The sequence below is a fragment of the Rubellimicrobium arenae genome (assembly GCF_017916275.1).
GTDB lineage: Bacteria > Pseudomonadota > Alphaproteobacteria > Rhodobacterales > Rhodobacteraceae > Rubellimicrobium > Rubellimicrobium arenae.
The window spans coordinates 57440-72631 of sequence record NZ_JAFMST010000010.1; the positions used below are offsets into that span (position 1 = coordinate 57440).

Annotated in this window: 12 protein-coding genes; 11 read left to right on the forward strand and 1 reads right to left on the reverse strand. The window is 69.9% G+C overall.

Annotated features, from left to right (window positions below; translation table 11 throughout):
- Positions 1-6 precede the first annotated feature (6 nt).
- The 3 genes from J3P31_RS16190 to proX all read left to right on the forward strand — a co-directional run bounded on the left by J3P31_RS16190 (position 7) and on the right by proX (position 3308).
- Positions 7-1101 carry an alcohol dehydrogenase family protein gene (locus tag J3P31_RS16190; RefSeq protein ID WP_246849582.1) on the forward strand — a complete coding sequence of 365 codons (1095 nt, stop codon included), beginning with the start codon at positions 7-9 and terminating at the stop codon, positions 1099-1101.
- Positions 1101-2222: a mandelate racemase/muconate lactonizing enzyme family protein gene (locus J3P31_RS16195; protein ID WP_210529537.1), complete on the forward strand. Its 1122-nt coding sequence runs from the start codon at positions 1101-1103 to the stop codon at positions 2220-2222. Before J3P31_RS16190 ends, J3P31_RS16195 begins: the two co-directional genes overlap by 1 nt.
- A 96-nt stretch (positions 2223-2318) precedes the next feature.
- Entirely contained in the window at positions 2319-3308 is a 990-nt protein-coding gene (proX, locus tag J3P31_RS16200) for a glycine betaine/L-proline ABC transporter substrate-binding protein ProX (protein ID WP_210529538.1), read from the forward strand.
- Positions 3309-3368: 60 nt separating this feature from the next.
- Here proX and J3P31_RS16205 read toward each other — a convergent pair whose 3' ends face one another.
- Positions 3369-4292 carry a LysR substrate-binding domain-containing protein gene (locus J3P31_RS16205; protein WP_210529539.1) on the reverse strand — a complete coding sequence of 308 codons (924 nt, stop codon included), beginning with the start codon at positions 4290-4292 and terminating at the stop codon, positions 3369-3371.
- A gap of 92 nt (positions 4293-4384) precedes the next feature.
- Here J3P31_RS16205 and J3P31_RS16210 point away from each other — a divergent pair, with 92 nt between their 5' ends.
- The 8 genes from J3P31_RS16210 to J3P31_RS16245 all read left to right on the forward strand — a co-directional run bounded on the left by J3P31_RS16210 (position 4385) and on the right by J3P31_RS16245 (position 15179).
- Positions 4385-5956 carry a trimethylamine methyltransferase family protein gene (locus J3P31_RS16210; protein WP_210529540.1) on the forward strand — a complete coding sequence of 524 codons (1572 nt, stop codon included), beginning with the start codon at positions 4385-4387 and terminating at the stop codon, positions 5954-5956.
- A gap of 444 nt (positions 5957-6400) precedes the next feature.
- On the forward strand, positions 6401-8740 hold the full coding sequence (locus J3P31_RS16215) for a NosR/NirI family protein (protein WP_210529541.1): 2340 nt from the start codon (positions 6401-6403) through the stop codon (positions 8738-8740).
- Entirely contained in the window at positions 8733-10682 is a 1950-nt protein-coding gene (nosZ, locus tag J3P31_RS16220; protein WP_210529542.1) for a TAT-dependent nitrous-oxide reductase, read from the forward strand. The genes J3P31_RS16215 and nosZ overlap by 8 nt, the downstream gene beginning before the upstream one ends.
- Before the next feature lie 3 nt (positions 10683-10685).
- Positions 10686-12020 (forward strand): nitrous oxide reductase family maturation protein NosD, encoded by a 1335-nt coding sequence (locus tag J3P31_RS16225; protein ID WP_210529543.1) that lies wholly within the window; start codon positions 10686-10688, stop codon positions 12018-12020.
- A complete protein-coding gene (locus tag J3P31_RS16230) occupies positions 11989-12882 on the forward strand; it encodes an ABC transporter ATP-binding protein (RefSeq protein ID WP_210529544.1) in 894 nt (297 codons plus the stop codon). The genes J3P31_RS16225 and J3P31_RS16230 overlap by 32 nt, the downstream gene beginning before the upstream one ends.
- On the forward strand, positions 12879-13700 hold the full coding sequence (locus J3P31_RS16235) for an ABC transporter permease (RefSeq protein ID WP_210529545.1): 822 nt from the start codon (positions 12879-12881) through the stop codon (positions 13698-13700). The genes J3P31_RS16230 and J3P31_RS16235 overlap by 4 nt, the downstream gene beginning before the upstream one ends.
- On the forward strand, positions 13697-14275 hold the full coding sequence (locus J3P31_RS16240; protein WP_210529546.1) for a nitrous oxide reductase accessory protein NosL: 579 nt from the start codon (positions 13697-13699) through the stop codon (positions 14273-14275). The genes J3P31_RS16235 and J3P31_RS16240 overlap by 4 nt, the downstream gene beginning before the upstream one ends.
- A gap of 1 nt (position 14276) precedes the next feature.
- Positions 14277-15179, forward strand: coding sequence for an FAD:protein FMN transferase (locus J3P31_RS16245; protein ID WP_210529547.1), 903 nt, complete (start codon positions 14277-14279; stop codon positions 15177-15179).
- Positions 15180-15192 lie beyond the last annotated feature (13 nt).

The window sequence follows — 15192 nt, forward strand, 5'->3', positions numbered from 1 at the left end:
CCAGGCATGGCGACTGACCCTATCCCGCCGATGATGAGCGGCGTGCAACTCACCGGGCACGGCGGCTTCGACAAGCTTGTCTACCGGCAGGACCTGCCTGTGCCGCGGCCCGGCCTGGGGGAGCTCCTGATCCGCGTTGCCGCCGCGGCGGTCAACAACACCGACATCAACACCCGCATCGGCTGGTACTCCAAGCGCGTGACCGACGGCACGGACGGCGGGGCACAGGAGGCCGACGCCGCCGACGCGAGCTGGTCGGGCGCGCCGCTGACCTTTCCGCGCATCCAGGGCGCGGACATCTGCGGCCATGTCGTTGCCGTGGGGGAGGGCGTGGACCCGGCGCGGATCGGCGAGCGGGTGCTCGTGCGGAACATGCTCCGCACCCCCGTGGCCTATCGCCCCTGGGAGTGCTGGACGATCGGTTCGGAATGCGACGGCGGCTTCGCCCAGTTCGTCGCGGCCCCCTCCGCCGAAACCTACGCCGTGCGCTGCGACTGGACGGACGCAGAGCTGGCCTCCGTGCCCTGCGCCTGGTCCACGGCCGAGAACATGCTCCATCGCGCCCGCGTGGGGGCGGAGCGGGTTCTGGTCACCGGCGCCTCGGGGGGCGTGGGCTCGGCGGCGGTGCAGCTGGCCAGGCGGCGGGGCGCGACGGTGGTCGCCGTCGCGGGGCGTTCCAAGGCCGAGGAGGTGCGCGCGCTGGGGGCCGACCGCGTGATCGCGCGCGAGGACGATCCGGTGGCCCTGCTCGGGCCGGGCAGCATCGACGTGGTGATCGACGTGGTGGGCGGCCCGGGCGCGGGCCGGCTTCTCGACCTGCTCGTGAAGGGCGGGCGCTACGCGGTGGCGGGCGCCATTGCCGGGCCGATCGCCGAGATCGACCTCAGGACCCTCTACCTCAACGACCTCAGCCTCTTCGGCTGCACCTTCCAGGAAGACGAGGTGTTCGAGAACCTCGTTTCCTACGTCGAGGCCGGCGCCGTGCGGCCCGTGGTGGCGCGGACCTATCCGCTCGACCGTCTTGCCGAGGCCCAGGCCGATTTCCTGTCCAAGGCGCACACCGGCAAGCTGGTTCTGATCCCTCCCACTGGAACTCCTTGATGAAGATCGCGCGAATTGAGCTTTATGAGGTCGAGCTGCCCTATTCCGGGGGTGTCTATCTCCTGTCCGGCGGCCGCGAGTACCGCAGCTTTGGCGCGGCCATCGTGCGCGTCGTGGCCGACGATGACACCGAGGGCTGGGGCGAGAGCACGCCCTTCGGCTCCACCTATGTCGCCGCCCATGCGCGCGGGGCGCGCGCGGGCATCGAGGAGATCGCGCCCCACCTCCTGGGCCGCGACCCGCGCCAGACCGACCGCATCTATGACCGGATGGACGAAGTTCTCGTCGGCCACGCCCATGCCAAGGCCGCCATCGACGCCGCCTGCTGGGACGTGCTCGGCAAGGCGCTGAACCGACCGGTCTGCGAGCTTCTGGGCGGCTCGACCGGCGTGCCCATGGCGACGATCTCCTCGATCTACATGGGCGATCCCGAGGACATGCGCGCCCGCGTCGCCGACCATCGCGCGCGCGGTTACATGGGCCATTCGATCAAGATCGGCGCGCTCGACGGCGAGGGCGGGCCGACCATTGATGCCGAGCGCATCCGCGCGAGCCTCGCCGACCGCCGGCCCGGCGAGTACTTCATCGTCGATGCGAACGGCGGACTCGTGCCGGAAACCGCGCTGCGGATGCTGAGGCTCCTGCCGGAGGGGCTCGACTTCGTGCTGGAGGCCCCCTGCGCCACCTGGCGGGAGACGCTGTCCCTGCGGGCCCGCTGCAACGTGCCCATCATCCTCGACGAGCTGGCGCAGAGCGACGAGGAGCTGGCCCGCCTCATCGCGCTCGATGCCGCGGACGGGATCGGGCTCAAGATCACCCCGGCCGGGGGCCTCACCCCGTCCCGCCGGCAGCGCGACATCTGCCGCGCCGCGGGCCTCACCATGAGCGTGCAGGACACGACCGGCTCGGTCATCGCCTTTGCCGCCATCGCCCATCTCGGCGCGACGGTGCCGCCGCGGCTGCTGCGCTGCATCCTCGACTGCCGCGACATGGTCACGCTCGAGACGGCGCGCTTCGACGCCCCGGTGATGAACGGGGGGGTGCTCGTCCCCGATGCGCCGGGGCTCGGGATTACGGTGAATCACAACGCCCTTGGCGCTCCGGTGGCGAGCTGGGGCTGACCCGAGATGACCTGGGCCGACCGGCCCGGACCCAACCGGACGGGCCGCATGGCCGTTGCGGAACAACAAACAAGAACCGACAGGGAAGGACGATCCATGAAACCGCTCAGACTGGCTGCGACCCTCGCGCTCACGCTGTTGCCGATGGCAGCGATGGCCCAGGACAAGCCCGGCGAAGGCGTTACCGTGCGCCCGGTGATCCAGCCCTTGCTGGAGGAGATGTTCCAGGCGCGGCTCGTGTTCCGCGCGCTCGAGGACCTGGGCTATACGGTCGCCGAGCCGAACGAGGTGCTGGCCCAGACCGCGCATCTCGCCGTGGGTTCGGGGGACGCGGACCTGTTCACCGCGAGCTGGAACACGCTGCACGACCCCTTCTACCAGGAAGTGGGCGGCGACGCCGTTATGACCAAGATCGGCCACCTGATCGACGGGGCCCTGCAGGGCTATCTGGTGGACAAGGCCAGCTACGACGCGGGCGTCCACTCGGTGTCGGACCTCAAGGATCCGGCCACCGCGGCCAGGTTCGACACCGACGGCGACGGCAAGGCGGACCTCGCGGGCTGCGTGCCGGGCTGGGGCTGCGAGCGCGTGATCGAGCATCACCTCGACGAGTACGGCCTGCGCGGCACGGTGACCCACAACCAGGGCGAATACAACGCCATCATCGCCGACACGATCGCCCGCCACGCTGAGGGCCAGCCGATCCTGTACTACACCTGGACGCCGTACTGGGTGTCCGGCGCGCTGGTCCCGGGCCGGGACGTGGAATGGCTGGAGGTGCCCTACACCTCGCTGCCCGACGGCGCGACGGGCGAGACCACCTTCGGCGGCAAGAACCTGGGCTTCGCCGTCGATTCGATCCGCGTGGTGGCCCGCAACGACTTCCTGGCCGCCAACCCGGCCGCCAGGAAGCTCCTCGAAGAGGCCAGGATCGACATCAACGACATCTCGGCCGAGAACAAGCTCATCGCCGATGGCGAGGACTCCTCCGAGGACATCGACCGCCACGTGAGCGACTGGATCGCGGCGCATCAGGCCGAATACGACGGCTGGCTTCGGGACGCCCGCGCCGCCGCAATGAACTGAGGCCGTGGCCCATCGCCCTGTCCAGGCACCCCTGACGGGGGTGCCTGTCGCTGTCCGATCTCAGGACCGGGCCGGGGGCGCCATGCGCTGCCGCAGCAGCCAGTCGCGCACGTCCTGCGCCGGCCGTGACAGCCTGGCCTCCTTGGGCCAGATCACATGGAAATCCTTGCCTGTCGTCAGCGCGTGCCCCGTCAGCCGCACGAGAACCCCCTTGCTCACGAGCCCTTCGACAAGATGCCGCCAGCCGAGGGCAATGCCCTGTCCCTCGATGACCGACTGGACGACCAGGACGTAATCGTTGATCCGAAGGCCCGAAGGGACCTTCGTTCCGTCGATGCCGGCCGAAGCGAACCAGTCCCTCCAGGTGGCGGCCGAGCGGAAGGGCTCCTCCAGGTGGATCAGGCGATGCGCCAGCAGGTCGGCGGCGCGGACCGGCCGATCCACGCCTGACAGGTATCCCGCTCCGCAGACCGGGTAGATCTCCTCGGGGGCAAGCACCTCGGCCTCGTAGTGCGGCCAGTCGGCCGGAGCCCCGCCACGGATACCCAGCGGAATGCCCTCGCCCAGCAGGTCGAGATCGCGATCGGCCGTCTGGATCCGCAGGTCGACCTGGGGCAGGTCCTCGCGGAACCTGGCCATGCGCGGAACCATCCAGAAGGCCGCAAAGGCTGTCGAGCAGGACAACGTGACATGGCTCCCGGCGGCCGAGGCCCGGAGGTCCTGCGCGGACCGCTGGATATGGGACAGGCCGATCGCGACGTCGGCATGGAACCTCGCCCCCATCTCGCTGAGCCGGACCCGGCGGTGCTCCCGCAGGAAGAGAACGGTCCCCAGCTGCTCCTCCAGGCGGTGGATCGCGTAGGACACGGCGGCCTGGGTCATGTGCAGCTCGCGCGCGGCGGCGGTGAAGCTGGACAGGCGGCCAGCCGCCTCGAAGACCACCAGGCTGTTGATCGAGGGCAGGAGGCTGCGGAGCGTTCCCATAAGCCGAGCTTATCAAACCGATGAGGGTTTTCCAGCGTCACAGGAGGGCGGGAACGGCCTAGCCTTGCCATCAGTTGTTGGAGAAACGAGCCATGCCCGACGGATCAACTCCAGGTCAGGACACCAAGCGCCCGCGCGGGGGTCGATCGCAGCGACGCGAGAGCCGTCTCCAGGGCGCCCAGGGCACGCGGCGGCCCTACATTGTGCGGAACGTCCCGACCTATGACCTCCTGTCCGAGGACAGCCTCGTTCGCATCGAAGCGACCGCCGACCGCATCCTGGCCGAGATCGGGATGGAGCTGCGCGAGGATGCCGAGGCCATGCGGCTCTACCGCCAGGCCGGGGCGCAGGTGACGGAACTGACCGCCGGCGTCTGGAACCTGAAGTTCGAGCCCGGGCTCCTGCGCGAGGTCCTGAGGACCGCCCCGGCGGAGTTCACCCAGCACGCCCGCAACCCGGCGAACTCGGTGCGCATCGGCGGCCGGAACGTGGTGTTCGCGCCCTCCTACGGCTCGCCCTTCGTGATGGATCTGGACCGGGGGCGCCGCTACGGCACCATCGAGGACTTCCGGAATTTCGTGAAGCTGTCGCAGTCCTCGCCATGGTTGCACCACTCCGGCGGCACGGTCTGCGAGCCGACCGATGTCGCGGTGAACAAGCGGCATCTCGACATGGTCTATGCCCATATCCGCTATTCGGACCGGGCGTTCCTGGGCTCGATCACGGCCGCGGATCGCGCCAGTGACAGCGTGGAGATGTGCCGGATCCTGTTCGGGTCCGACTTCGTCGACCGGAACTGCGTCATCATGGGCAACTTCAACACGACCTCGCCCCTGGTGCTCGATGGCGTCACGGCGGCCGGCATCCGCGCCTATGCGGGCGCCAACCAGGGGTCGATCCACCTGCCGTTCCTGCTGGGCGGCGCGGTGTCGCCGCTGACCATGGCGGGGTCCGTGGCCCAGGGGCTGGCCGAGTCCATGGTGTCCTGCGCCCTGAGCCAGCTCGTGCGGCCCGGCGCGCCCGCCGTTCTGGCCAGCTTCTTTTCCTCCATGTCGCTGCGCTCGGGCTCGCCGACCTTCGGGACCCCCGAGCCGGCGCTGGGCTCGCTCGTCATGGGCCAGCTGGCGCGGCGCCTGAACCTGCCGCTGCGCTGCGCGGGCAACTTCTGCACGTCCAAGCTGCCGGACGGCCAGGCGATGCAGCAAAGCATGATGTCGATGATGTCGGCCATCCAGGGCGGTGCGAACTACGTCCTGCACTCGGCGGGGTTCCTCGACGGGCTCCTGTCGATGTCCTACGAGAAACTGGTGATGGACACCGACATGTGCGGCGCGCTTCACGCCTATCTGGACGGCATGGAGGTCAACGACGACACGCTGGGCTTCGACGCGCTGGCGGAGCTTGGGCCGGGGCAGCACCTGTTCGGCACCGCCCACACCCTGCGGCATTACGAGACCGCCTACTGGGACAGCGCCCTGAACGACGACCAGCCCTTCGAGACCTGGAGCGAGCAGGGCGGGCTGGATTACGCGCAGCGCGCCAACGCCCGGTGGAAGAAGCTGCTGGCGGAGTACGAGGCCCCGCCGATCGACGAAGGCATCAACGAGGGCCTGCTGGACTTCATGGCACGCCGAAAGGACGCCGTGCCGGACATGTGGTACTGACCCCACCGGTTCCAGCCGGGGACTGGGGCGGCAGGTCCCGGAGGCCACAACAGGGTGGCGGGATGACATTGGCGCCGGCCCCCTCCATCCAGGGCCGCCCTGACCCAGGCCCGTCCATGTCGAGAGAACCACGGACGGCCGGCTGAGCAGGAACGGCCGCCACCGCGTGGCCTGAGCGGGGCAGCGATCGGACCCGCCGGGGCCGACCGTCCATCCCCGCGGCGAACGCGGCGACGAGCGGACGGCTCGCCAGCCCCATGATCGCCAAAGACCGCGCCACCGAGCCCCGAGCGGCGGGGATCGACGCGACGGATCCGAAGCCCCGCGGCATGACGCCCATCGGCTCAGCCCCGCCCTGGCCGGGAAGGCAGCCCGGCTGGCGGCGCGCCGGGACTTTGCGCGGGCGCAACGTTCGGCCCGGGGCCATGCCCTACGCCGTCGCTCATGACCGCACACGTTCCCGCATCCACCGTCACCCCGAGGCAGGCTCCCGCAGACCTTGTCGGCCCGCGCCCCCGTCGCTGGAATGCGCGGGTCCAGGCGGGCCAGGCCATTCGGGGAGGGCAGATCCTGCTGGCCTCCGTGCTGGCCACCGTGCTGGCTTCCGTGCTGGCCCTCGTGCTCTCTCTCGTCCTTGCGGCGCCCCTGCGGGCCGAGCCCGTGCTTCCCGACTACCTGACGCAGGTCGCCGCCGGAGACCTTGTGCCGGGGGCAGGGAGCTACGGCCCGATCCGCGACGACCTGCCCGTCGCCCCCGTCCTGAAGGATGGGGCTCCGATCGGCTGGGCCTTCGTGACCTCGGACTTCGTGAGCACCACCGGCTATTCGGGCAAGCCCATCGACACGCTTCTCGCGCTGGATCCGAAGGGGGTGGTGATCGGGGCGCGGCTCGTCCGGCACCACGAGCCCATCGTGCTGGTGGGCATCCCCGAGGCCAAGGTCCGCGACCTGATCGCGGGCTATGTCGGCCGCGATCTCGCCGCGGCGGCCGACGGAACCACGCAGGACCTCCAGATCATCTCGGGCGCGACCGTGACGGTCATGGTGATCGACGATTCGATCCGGCGCGCCGGGCTGCGGGTCGCCCGCGCGCTGGGCCTGGGCGGCCTTGCTGCCGAAGCGGCCTCGACCGGCCCGATGGTCGAACTGAACCCCGACGCCGCCGCGGCGGCGGACTGGACCGGACTCGTGGGCGACGGCACGATCCGCCGTCTGTCGCTCGATGTCGCGCAGGTCAACGACGCCTTCGCGGCCAACCCAGATCCCCGCGCCGCCGAGCATGCGCTGACCGACGCGCCCGAGACCACGTTCATCGACATGTACGCCACCCTGGTCAGCATCCCGCAGATCGGCGCGGCGACGCTGGGCGATGCGGAAGAGGCGAACCTGCGCGGCTGGCTCCGGGACGGCGACCAGGCGCTCCTCGTCGCCGGGCGCGGGCTCTATTCCTTCAAGGGGTCGGGCTATGTCCGCGGTGGAATCTTCGATCGCATCCAGCTCATCCAGAACGACCTGACGCTGCTCTTCCATGACCGCGACCATCGGCGCCTGAGCCAGGTGGCCGTCCCGGGCGCGCCGGCCCTGAGCGAGACCGACCTGTTCCGCATCCCGGCGGATTCGGGCTTCGATCCGACGCAGCCCTGGCGGCTCCAGCTCCTCGTGAACCGGAGCGTGGGCGCGCGCGACAAGGTCTTCACCACGTTCGACCTGGGCTGGCAGCCGCCCCCGGCCTTCCTGCGAAGCGTCGCCACGCCCCCGGTGCCCGCCGCCGTTGCGCCAGCCGCCACCGAGCAGGACGACGCGGCCGCCGCTCGCGCGCTCTGGCAGCGGATCTGGTGGGACAAGCGGTTCGAGGTCGCGGGCCTCGCGGTGATGCTGGCCGCGCTCACCGCCGCGTTCTTCTTCCAAGGGTTCCTCACGCGGTCGGCGCGGGCGACGACCTGGTTCCGCACGGGCTTCCTTCTCGCCACGCTCGTGTTCCTGGGCTGGCACGCGAACGCGCAGCTTTCGGTCGTGAACCTGATGACGCTGCTGGGTTCGCTCCGGGGCGGGTTCACCTGGGACGCCTTCCTGATGGACCCGCTCACCTTCATCCTGTGGTTCTCGGTGGCGGCGGCGCTGATCTTCTGGGGCCGGGGGGCCTATTGCGGCTGGCTCTGCCCCTTCGGCGCCCTGCAGGAGCTGTCGAACCGGGTCGCGCGCATGCTGAAGGTGCCGCAGTGGACGCTCCCCTGGGGGCTGCACGAGCGGCTTTGGGCGGTGAAGTACATCATCTTCCTAGGCCTCTTCGGCGTGACCCTCGCCTCCATGGACCAGGCCGAGCGGCTGGCCGAGGTGGAGCCCTTCAAGACCGCCATCGTGCTCAAGTTCGCCCGCGCCTGGCCGTTCACGCTCTATGCGCTGACGCTCCTGGGCATCGGGCTCTTCGTGGAGCGGTTCTATTGCCGCTACCTCTGCCCGCTGGGCGCCGCGCTCGCCATCCCGGCGCGCATCCGGATGTTCGACTGGCTCAGGCGCTACCACGAATGCGGCAACCCCTGCCGGACCTGCGCGGTCGAATGCCCCGTCCAGTCGATCCACCCGACCGGGGAGATCAACCCGAACGAGTGCGTCAACTGCATGAACTGCCAGGTGCTCTATCAAAGCACCACGAAATGCCCGGTCGTCATCAAGACGATCAAGCGCCGCGACGCGGTCGCCGCAGGCACGGCCCGCCTTTCCGAGGCGACGGTGCGCCGCGACCTGACCAATCACCCCAACCTGAAAGGGAAAATAGATGCCTGAAGACCTTCCCAAGGGCGGCCTGACCCGCCGTGGGCTCCTGGGCGCCACCGCAGGCGGTGCCGCTCTGCTGGGCTCCATGGGAGGCGCGCGGCTGGCCGGCCTCGGTGGCGTCGCCGGCCTGGCGGGCCTGTCCGCCGCGACCCCGGCCGCCGCGCAGGAGGCCGCCTCGGGCGCCGTCGCGCCGGGCCAGCTGGATGAATACTACGGCTTCTGGTCCTCGGGCCAGACCGGCGAGATGCGCATCCTGGGCGTCCCCTCGATGCGCGAGCTGATGCGGGTGCCGGTGTTCAACCGCTGCTCGGCCACCGGCTGGGGCCAGACCAACGAGTCCCGCCGGATCATGACCGAGAACATGACCGAGAAGACGAAGAAGCAGCTCGCCGCCAACGGCAAGGTCGTGCACGACAACGGCGACCTGCACCACGTCCACATGTCCTTCACCGAAGGGCGCTACGACGGCCGCTTCCTGTTCATGAACGACAAGGCCAACACCCGCGTGGCCCGCGTCCGCTGCGACGTGATGAAGACCGACAAGATCCTCGAGATCCCGAACGCGAAGGCCATCCACGGGATGCGCCCGCAGAAGTGGCCGCGCACCAACTACGTCTTTGCCAACGGCGAGGACGAGGCGCCGCTCGTCAACGACGGCTCCACGATGACGGACGTGTCGACCTACGTGAACGTCTTCACCGCCGTGGACGCGGACGAGATGAAGGTCGCCTGGCAGGTGCTGGTGTCGGGCAACCTCGACAACGCCGAGGCCGACTACGAGGGCAAGTACGCCTTCTCCACCTCCTACAACTCGGAGATGGGGACGAATGCCGGCGAGATGATGGAAAGCGAGATGGACCACGTCGTGGTCTATAACCTCGCCGAGATCGAGAAGGGCATCGCCGCCGGGGATTACCAGGAGATCAACGGCTGCAAGGTCATCGACGGCCGCAAGGGCCAGAACAAGAACTACACGCGCTACATCCCCGTGCCCAACAACCCGCACGGCTGCAACATGGCGCCCGACAAGATCCACCTCTGCATCGCGGGCAAGCTGTCGCCCACGGTCTCGGTGATCGACGTGCGCAAGCTGGACGCGGTGTTCACCGACGACGCCGACCCGTCCTCGGTCATCGTCGCGCAGCCGGAGCTGGGCCTCGGGCCTCTCCACACCGCCTATGACGGCAAGGGCAACTGCTACACCTCGCTGTTCCTCGACAGCCAGGTGGTGAAGTGGAACCTCGACGCCGCCATCCGCGCCTACAACGGCGAAAACGTCGATCCGATCCTCGAGAAGTTCGACGTCCAGTACCAGCCCGGCCACCTCAAGACCTCCATGGGCGAGACGCTGGACGCGGACGGCAAGTACCTCGCGGTGCTCTGCAAGTTCTCGAAGGACCGCTACATCAACGTGGGTCCGCTCAAGCCCGAGAACGACCAGCTCTTCGACATCTCGGGCGACAAGGCCGTGCTGCTCCATGACGGCCCGAACTTCGCCGAGCCGCACGACGCCATCGCGGTCCATGCCTCGATCGTGAACCCCCTGTCGATCTGGGACCGCCAGGACCGCATGTGGGCCGAGACCCGCAAGCAGGCCGAGGCCGACGGCGTCAACATCGACGAATGGACCGACAAGATCGTCCGCGACGGCAACAAGGTGCGGGTCTACATGTCGTCCGTCGCGCCGAGCTTCAGCCTCGAAAGCTTCACCGTGAAGGAAGGCGACGAGGTCACGGTGATCGTCACCAACCTCGACGAGGTGGATGACCTCACCCACGGCTTCACCATGGGCAACCACGGCGTCGCCATGGAGATCGGCCCGCAGGCGACCTCCTCGGTCACCTTCGTGGCGGCCAATCCGGGCGTCTACTGGTACTACTGCCAGTGGTTCTGCCACGCGCTCCACATGGAGATGCGGGGCCGGATGTTCGTCGAGGCCAAGGGGGTCTGAGCCATGCGCCTCCCCCGGATCCTCCTTCTCGCCCTCGCGCTGCCGGCCCTTGGGGCCGCGGCCGAGGAGCGTCGGGTCGAGCCCGGTCCGGGGGCGCTGGCGGCCGCCGTCGCCGAGGCCCAGCCCGGCGACGTGCTGATCCTTCAACCGGGCCATTACGATGGCCCGGTGACCCTCGACCGTCCCGTGACCCTCGACGGGCAGGGGCAGGCCGAGATCCAAGGCCCCGGGACGGGGTCGGTGATCACCATCACGGGCGCGGACGTCACCGTGCGCGGGGTGCATGTCACCGGCTCGGGCTCCAGCCAGGAGACCATCGACGCCGGCATCAAGCTGACCAAGGTCGCGCGCGACGCGGTGATCGAGGACAACGTCCTCCTCGGCAACCTGCACGGCATCGACCTGCACGGCGCGAACGGCACCGTCATCCGCGGCAACACGGTCGTCGGGCGGCAGGACCACCGGATGAACGCGCGCGGCAACGGCGTCTACATCTGGAACACCAGCCACGCGGTCGTGGAGCGGAACGACATCCGCTACGGGCGCGACGGCATCTTCTCCAACATCTCGCGCGACAACGTCTACCGCGACAACCTCTTCCGCGACCTGCGCTTCGCGGTCCACTACATGTACACCAACAACTCCGAGGTGTCGGGCAACGTCTCGATCGGCAACCACCTCGGCTTCGCGCTGATGTTCTCGGACCGGCTGACCGTGCGGGACAATCTTTCGCTCGGGGACATCAGCTACGGGCTGATGCTCAACTACGCGAACCACGCCGACATCACCGGCAACCTCGTGCGGGGCGGGGCCGGCAAATGCCTCTTCGTGTTCAACGCCCAATCGAACCTGATCGCCGGCAACCGCTTCGAGGGTTGCGCCATCGGCATCCACTTCACCGCCGGCTCGGAACGGAACGCCCTGACGCTCAACGCCTTCATCGGCAACCAGACGCAGGTGAAGTACGTGGGCACGCGCGACGTCGAATGGAGCCTTGAGGGCCGCGGCAACTACTGGTCCGATCATCCGGCCTTCGACCTCGACGGGGACGGCCTCGCGGACGGACGCTTCCGACCCAACGACCTGATGGACCAGATCCTGTGGTCGCAGCCGGCCGCCGCCCTCCTGATCGGATCGCCCGCCGTCCAGCTCGTGCGCTGGAGCCAGGCGAACTTCCCGGCCACCCTCCCGGGCGGCGTCGTGGACAGCCACCCCCTCATGGCCCCGATCGAGATCGCGGTGCCCGACAACATCGCCGCGATGGAGGCCGAGGCGCGCCTTCACCGGCCCGAGACAGGAGTCGACGATGCAGACGCTGAGCTGCTCGCAGGTCACTAAGACCTACGAAGGCGTGGCCGCGCTCTCGGGCGTCAGCCTCGCGCTGAACCCGGGCGAACGGGTGGCCCTGCTGGGCCACAACGGCGCGGGCAAGTCCACGCTGATGAAGATCATCCTGGGCCTGATCCCCGCGACCTCGGGCGACGTCCAGGTGCTGGGCGGCGCCCCGGGCGCGCGGGCGGCGCGCGACGGCACCGCCTACCTGCCCGAGAACGCGGCCTTCCATCCCGCGCTCACGGGGTTGGAGCAGCTCCGCTTCTACATGCGGCTCCGGGGGGCCGATCCGAAGGGCGCCATGGCGCTCCTCGAACGTGTGGACCTCGCGCAGGCCGCGACCCGCCGCATCGGCACCTATTCCAAGGGGATGCGTCAGCGCGTGGGCCTGGCGCAGGCATTGATCGGGCGTCCGCGCCTCCTCGTGCTCGACGAGCCGACCTCCGGCCTGGACCCGGTGTCGCGGCGCGAGTTCTACGCGATCCTGGACGAGCTCGCCGCGGGCGGCGCGGCGATCCTGCTGTCCTCGCATGTCCTGACCGAGGTCGAAGCGCGCACCGACCGGATCGTCATCCTGTCACGCGGACGGATGGTCGCCGACGACACGCTGGACGCGCTGCGGCGACGGGCATCGCTCCCGATCCAGCTTCAGGTCCGGGCGCGGCCGGGGCAGGCCGACCTCGTGGCCCGGCAGCTGGCGGGCGGGCGGCGCAACGGCGTGATGGTCGACCTCACCTGCGCGGCCGACGACAAGCTCGCGCGGCTTGGCCAGATCGCGGCGCTGGACCGCCTCGTCGAGGATGTCGAGGTGATCCCGCCCAGCCTCGAGGACATCTACAGCCACTTCAGCCAAGGAGCCGGGGCATGAGCCGCGTCCTCGCAACCGCCGCGGCGGAGTTCCGCATTGCGCTGCGCAACCGCTGGGTCGCCATCGTCATCGCGATGATGACCCTGTTCTCGCTGGTCCTGTCGGCCGCCGGCAGCGCGCCCACGGGCGATCTGGGCGTGGATCGCCTGTCCGTGACGGTGGCGAGCCTCACCTCGCTGGGCGTCTACCTCGTGCCGCTCGTGGCGCTGCTGATGTCCTTCGACGCCATCGCGGGCGAGGTCGAGCGCGGCACGCTCCCGCTCGTGCTGACCTATCCGGTGTCGAGGGGCGAGCTCCTCGCGGGCAAGTTCGCCGCGCATCTCGGGATCCTGGCCCTTGCGACCGGCGTGGGCTACGGCGCGGCGAGCGTGGCGGCCTTCGCCGTCGATGCGCACGCGGCGCAGGGGCTGCCGGCACTGCTGCGGCTCTTCTGGACGTCGCTTCTTCTTGGCGCGACCTTTTTGGGCGTGGGCTATGCCATCTCGGCCTGGGCCCGGCGGCCCGGTGCGGCGGCGGGGCTGGCCATCGGGCTCTGGCTCGTGCTCATCGTGCTTTACGACCTCGGGCTCCTGGCCGGGGTGGTCTCGGGCGGGGACGGGGTCTTCACGACCCGGGTCTTTCCCTGGCTGCTGCTCGCGAACCCCGCCGACGCCTTCCGGCTCTACAACCTGGCCGCGTCCGAGGCGGCGACGGCCGCCGCAGGCGTGGGCGGTGCGGCTGCGACGATCCCCGCCCTCGAATCCCTTCTTTCCATCGCGGGCTGGCCGGTCCTGGCCTTCCTTCTCGCCCGCCTTGCCTTTCAGCGTGTGACCCCATGAACCGCCTGACCCTCGCCGCCTGCGCCCTCCTGGCGCTGGCCGCCTGCCGCACCGAGGAGGCAGCGCTCCCTGCGCCGGCCACGCTCACGGCGGATGCCCTGGACACCTACTGCCAGATGGTCGTGATCGAGCATCCGGGCCCCAAGGGGCAGATCCACCTCAAGGGACAGGCCGAGCCCCTGTTCTTCGCCCAGGTCCGCGACGCCATCGCCTACCAGCGCATGCCCGAGCAGAGCGCCCCGATTGCCGCCGCCTATGTCAGCGACATGGGCGCGCCCGGGGCGACCTGGGATCAGCCCGGGACCGATAACTGGATCCCCGCCGACACGGCCTTCTATGTCGAGGGATCGGCCCTGTCGGGCGGCATGGGCGCGCCCGAACTGGTGCCGTTCGGCGCGCGGGAGCAGGCGGCGGCCTTTGCCGAGGTGAATGGCGGACGGGTGCTGCGGCTGGACGAGATCCCGGACCGGGATGTTCTGGCCCCCGTCCCATCCGGGGAGGATCCCGCCCCGGACGGGGCCGAGGCGGATTACCTCGAGCGGCTCCATGCGATCGCGCCAGAAGGGGAGGGCTGACATGGCCCGCATCTCGCGACGCCGCTTCCTGGCCTTTTCCGCAGCCCTTCCATTGGCGGGCCGGGCCGCCGCAGCCGAACTTCCCGTGCAGCGCTTCCAAGGCACGGCGCTGGGGGCCGGAGCCTCGCTCCTGCTCGCCCATCCCGAGGCCGCCCGCATCGCCGCCCGTGTCTGGGCCGAGGTGGACCGGCTCGAGGATGTCTTCAGTCTTTACCGGCCCGACTCGGCCCTGTCCCGGCTGAACGCCGCAGGCGTGGTCGAGGCTCCGCCCTTCGATCTTCTCGACGGCCTGTCGCTGGCCGGCGCCGTCCATACGGCCACCCAGGGCGCCTTCGACCCGACCGTGCAGCCGCTCTGGACCGAGTACGCGGCAGCGATGACCGAGGGACGCCCCCCCGATCCCGACGCGGTCCGGGATCTCGTCGGCTGGACGGGCGTGACCATCGAGCCGGGGCGCATCGCCCTGGCGCGTCCGGGCATGGCGCTGACGCTGAACGGCATCGCCCAAGGCTACATCGCGGACCGCGTCGCGGCCCTGCTGGCCGCCGAGGGCCTGACCGACATCCTGATCGACACGGGCGAACTGCGGGCGCTGGGCGGCGATCCGCGCGGAGGGGACTGGCCCGTGCAGATCGTGGAGGGGCCAGCCGTGCCGCTGCGCGATCGGGCGCTGGCGACCTCGGCTCCGCTCGGCACCACCTTCGACCAGGCGGGGCGGATCGGCCACATCCTCGACCCGCGCAGCGGTCGGCCGGCCGCGGCCGGGTGGCGCCAGGTCTCTGTCACCGCCCCATCCGCGGCCCTGGCCGACGCCTGTTCGACCGCCTTCTGCCTCATGGGTCGTGAGGCGATCACCGAGACACTGACCCGCCTCCCGGGCCTGCGGGTCGTTTCCCTCCTTTGATCGCATGCACCGG

What these genes read in the sequence shown, in the direction of transcription:
- J3P31_RS16190 (WP_246849582.1), top strand. Translation starts at nt 7, where the DNA reads ATGGCGACTGACCCTATCCCGCCGATGATGAGCGGCGTGCAACTCACC.
- J3P31_RS16195 (WP_210529537.1), top strand. Translation starts at nt 1,101, where the DNA reads ATGAAGATCGCGCGAATTGAGCTTTATGAGGTCGAGCTGCCCTATTCC.
- proX (WP_210529538.1), top strand. Translation starts at nt 2,319, where the DNA reads ATGAAACCGCTCAGACTGGCTGCGACCCTCGCGCTCACGCTGTTGCCG.
- J3P31_RS16205 (WP_210529539.1), bottom strand. Translation starts at nt 4,292, where the DNA reads ATGGGAACGCTCCGCAGCCTCCTGCCCTCGATCAACAGCCTGGTGGTC.
- J3P31_RS16210 (WP_210529540.1), top strand. Translation starts at nt 4,385, where the DNA reads ATGCCCGACGGATCAACTCCAGGTCAGGACACCAAGCGCCCGCGCGGG.
- J3P31_RS16215 (WP_210529541.1), top strand. Translation starts at nt 6,401, where the DNA reads ATGACCGCACACGTTCCCGCATCCACCGTCACCCCGAGGCAGGCTCCC.
- nosZ (WP_210529542.1), top strand. Translation starts at nt 8,733, where the DNA reads ATGCCTGAAGACCTTCCCAAGGGCGGCCTGACCCGCCGTGGGCTCCTG.
- J3P31_RS16225 (WP_210529543.1), top strand. Translation starts at nt 10,686, where the DNA reads ATGCGCCTCCCCCGGATCCTCCTTCTCGCCCTCGCGCTGCCGGCCCTT.
- J3P31_RS16230 (WP_210529544.1), top strand. Translation starts at nt 11,989, where the DNA reads ATGCAGACGCTGAGCTGCTCGCAGGTCACTAAGACCTACGAAGGCGTG.
- J3P31_RS16235 (WP_210529545.1), top strand. Translation starts at nt 12,879, where the DNA reads ATGAGCCGCGTCCTCGCAACCGCCGCGGCGGAGTTCCGCATTGCGCTG.
- J3P31_RS16240 (WP_210529546.1), top strand. Translation starts at nt 13,697, where the DNA reads ATGAACCGCCTGACCCTCGCCGCCTGCGCCCTCCTGGCGCTGGCCGCC.
- J3P31_RS16245 (WP_210529547.1), top strand. Translation starts at nt 14,277, where the DNA reads ATGGCCCGCATCTCGCGACGCCGCTTCCTGGCCTTTTCCGCAGCCCTT.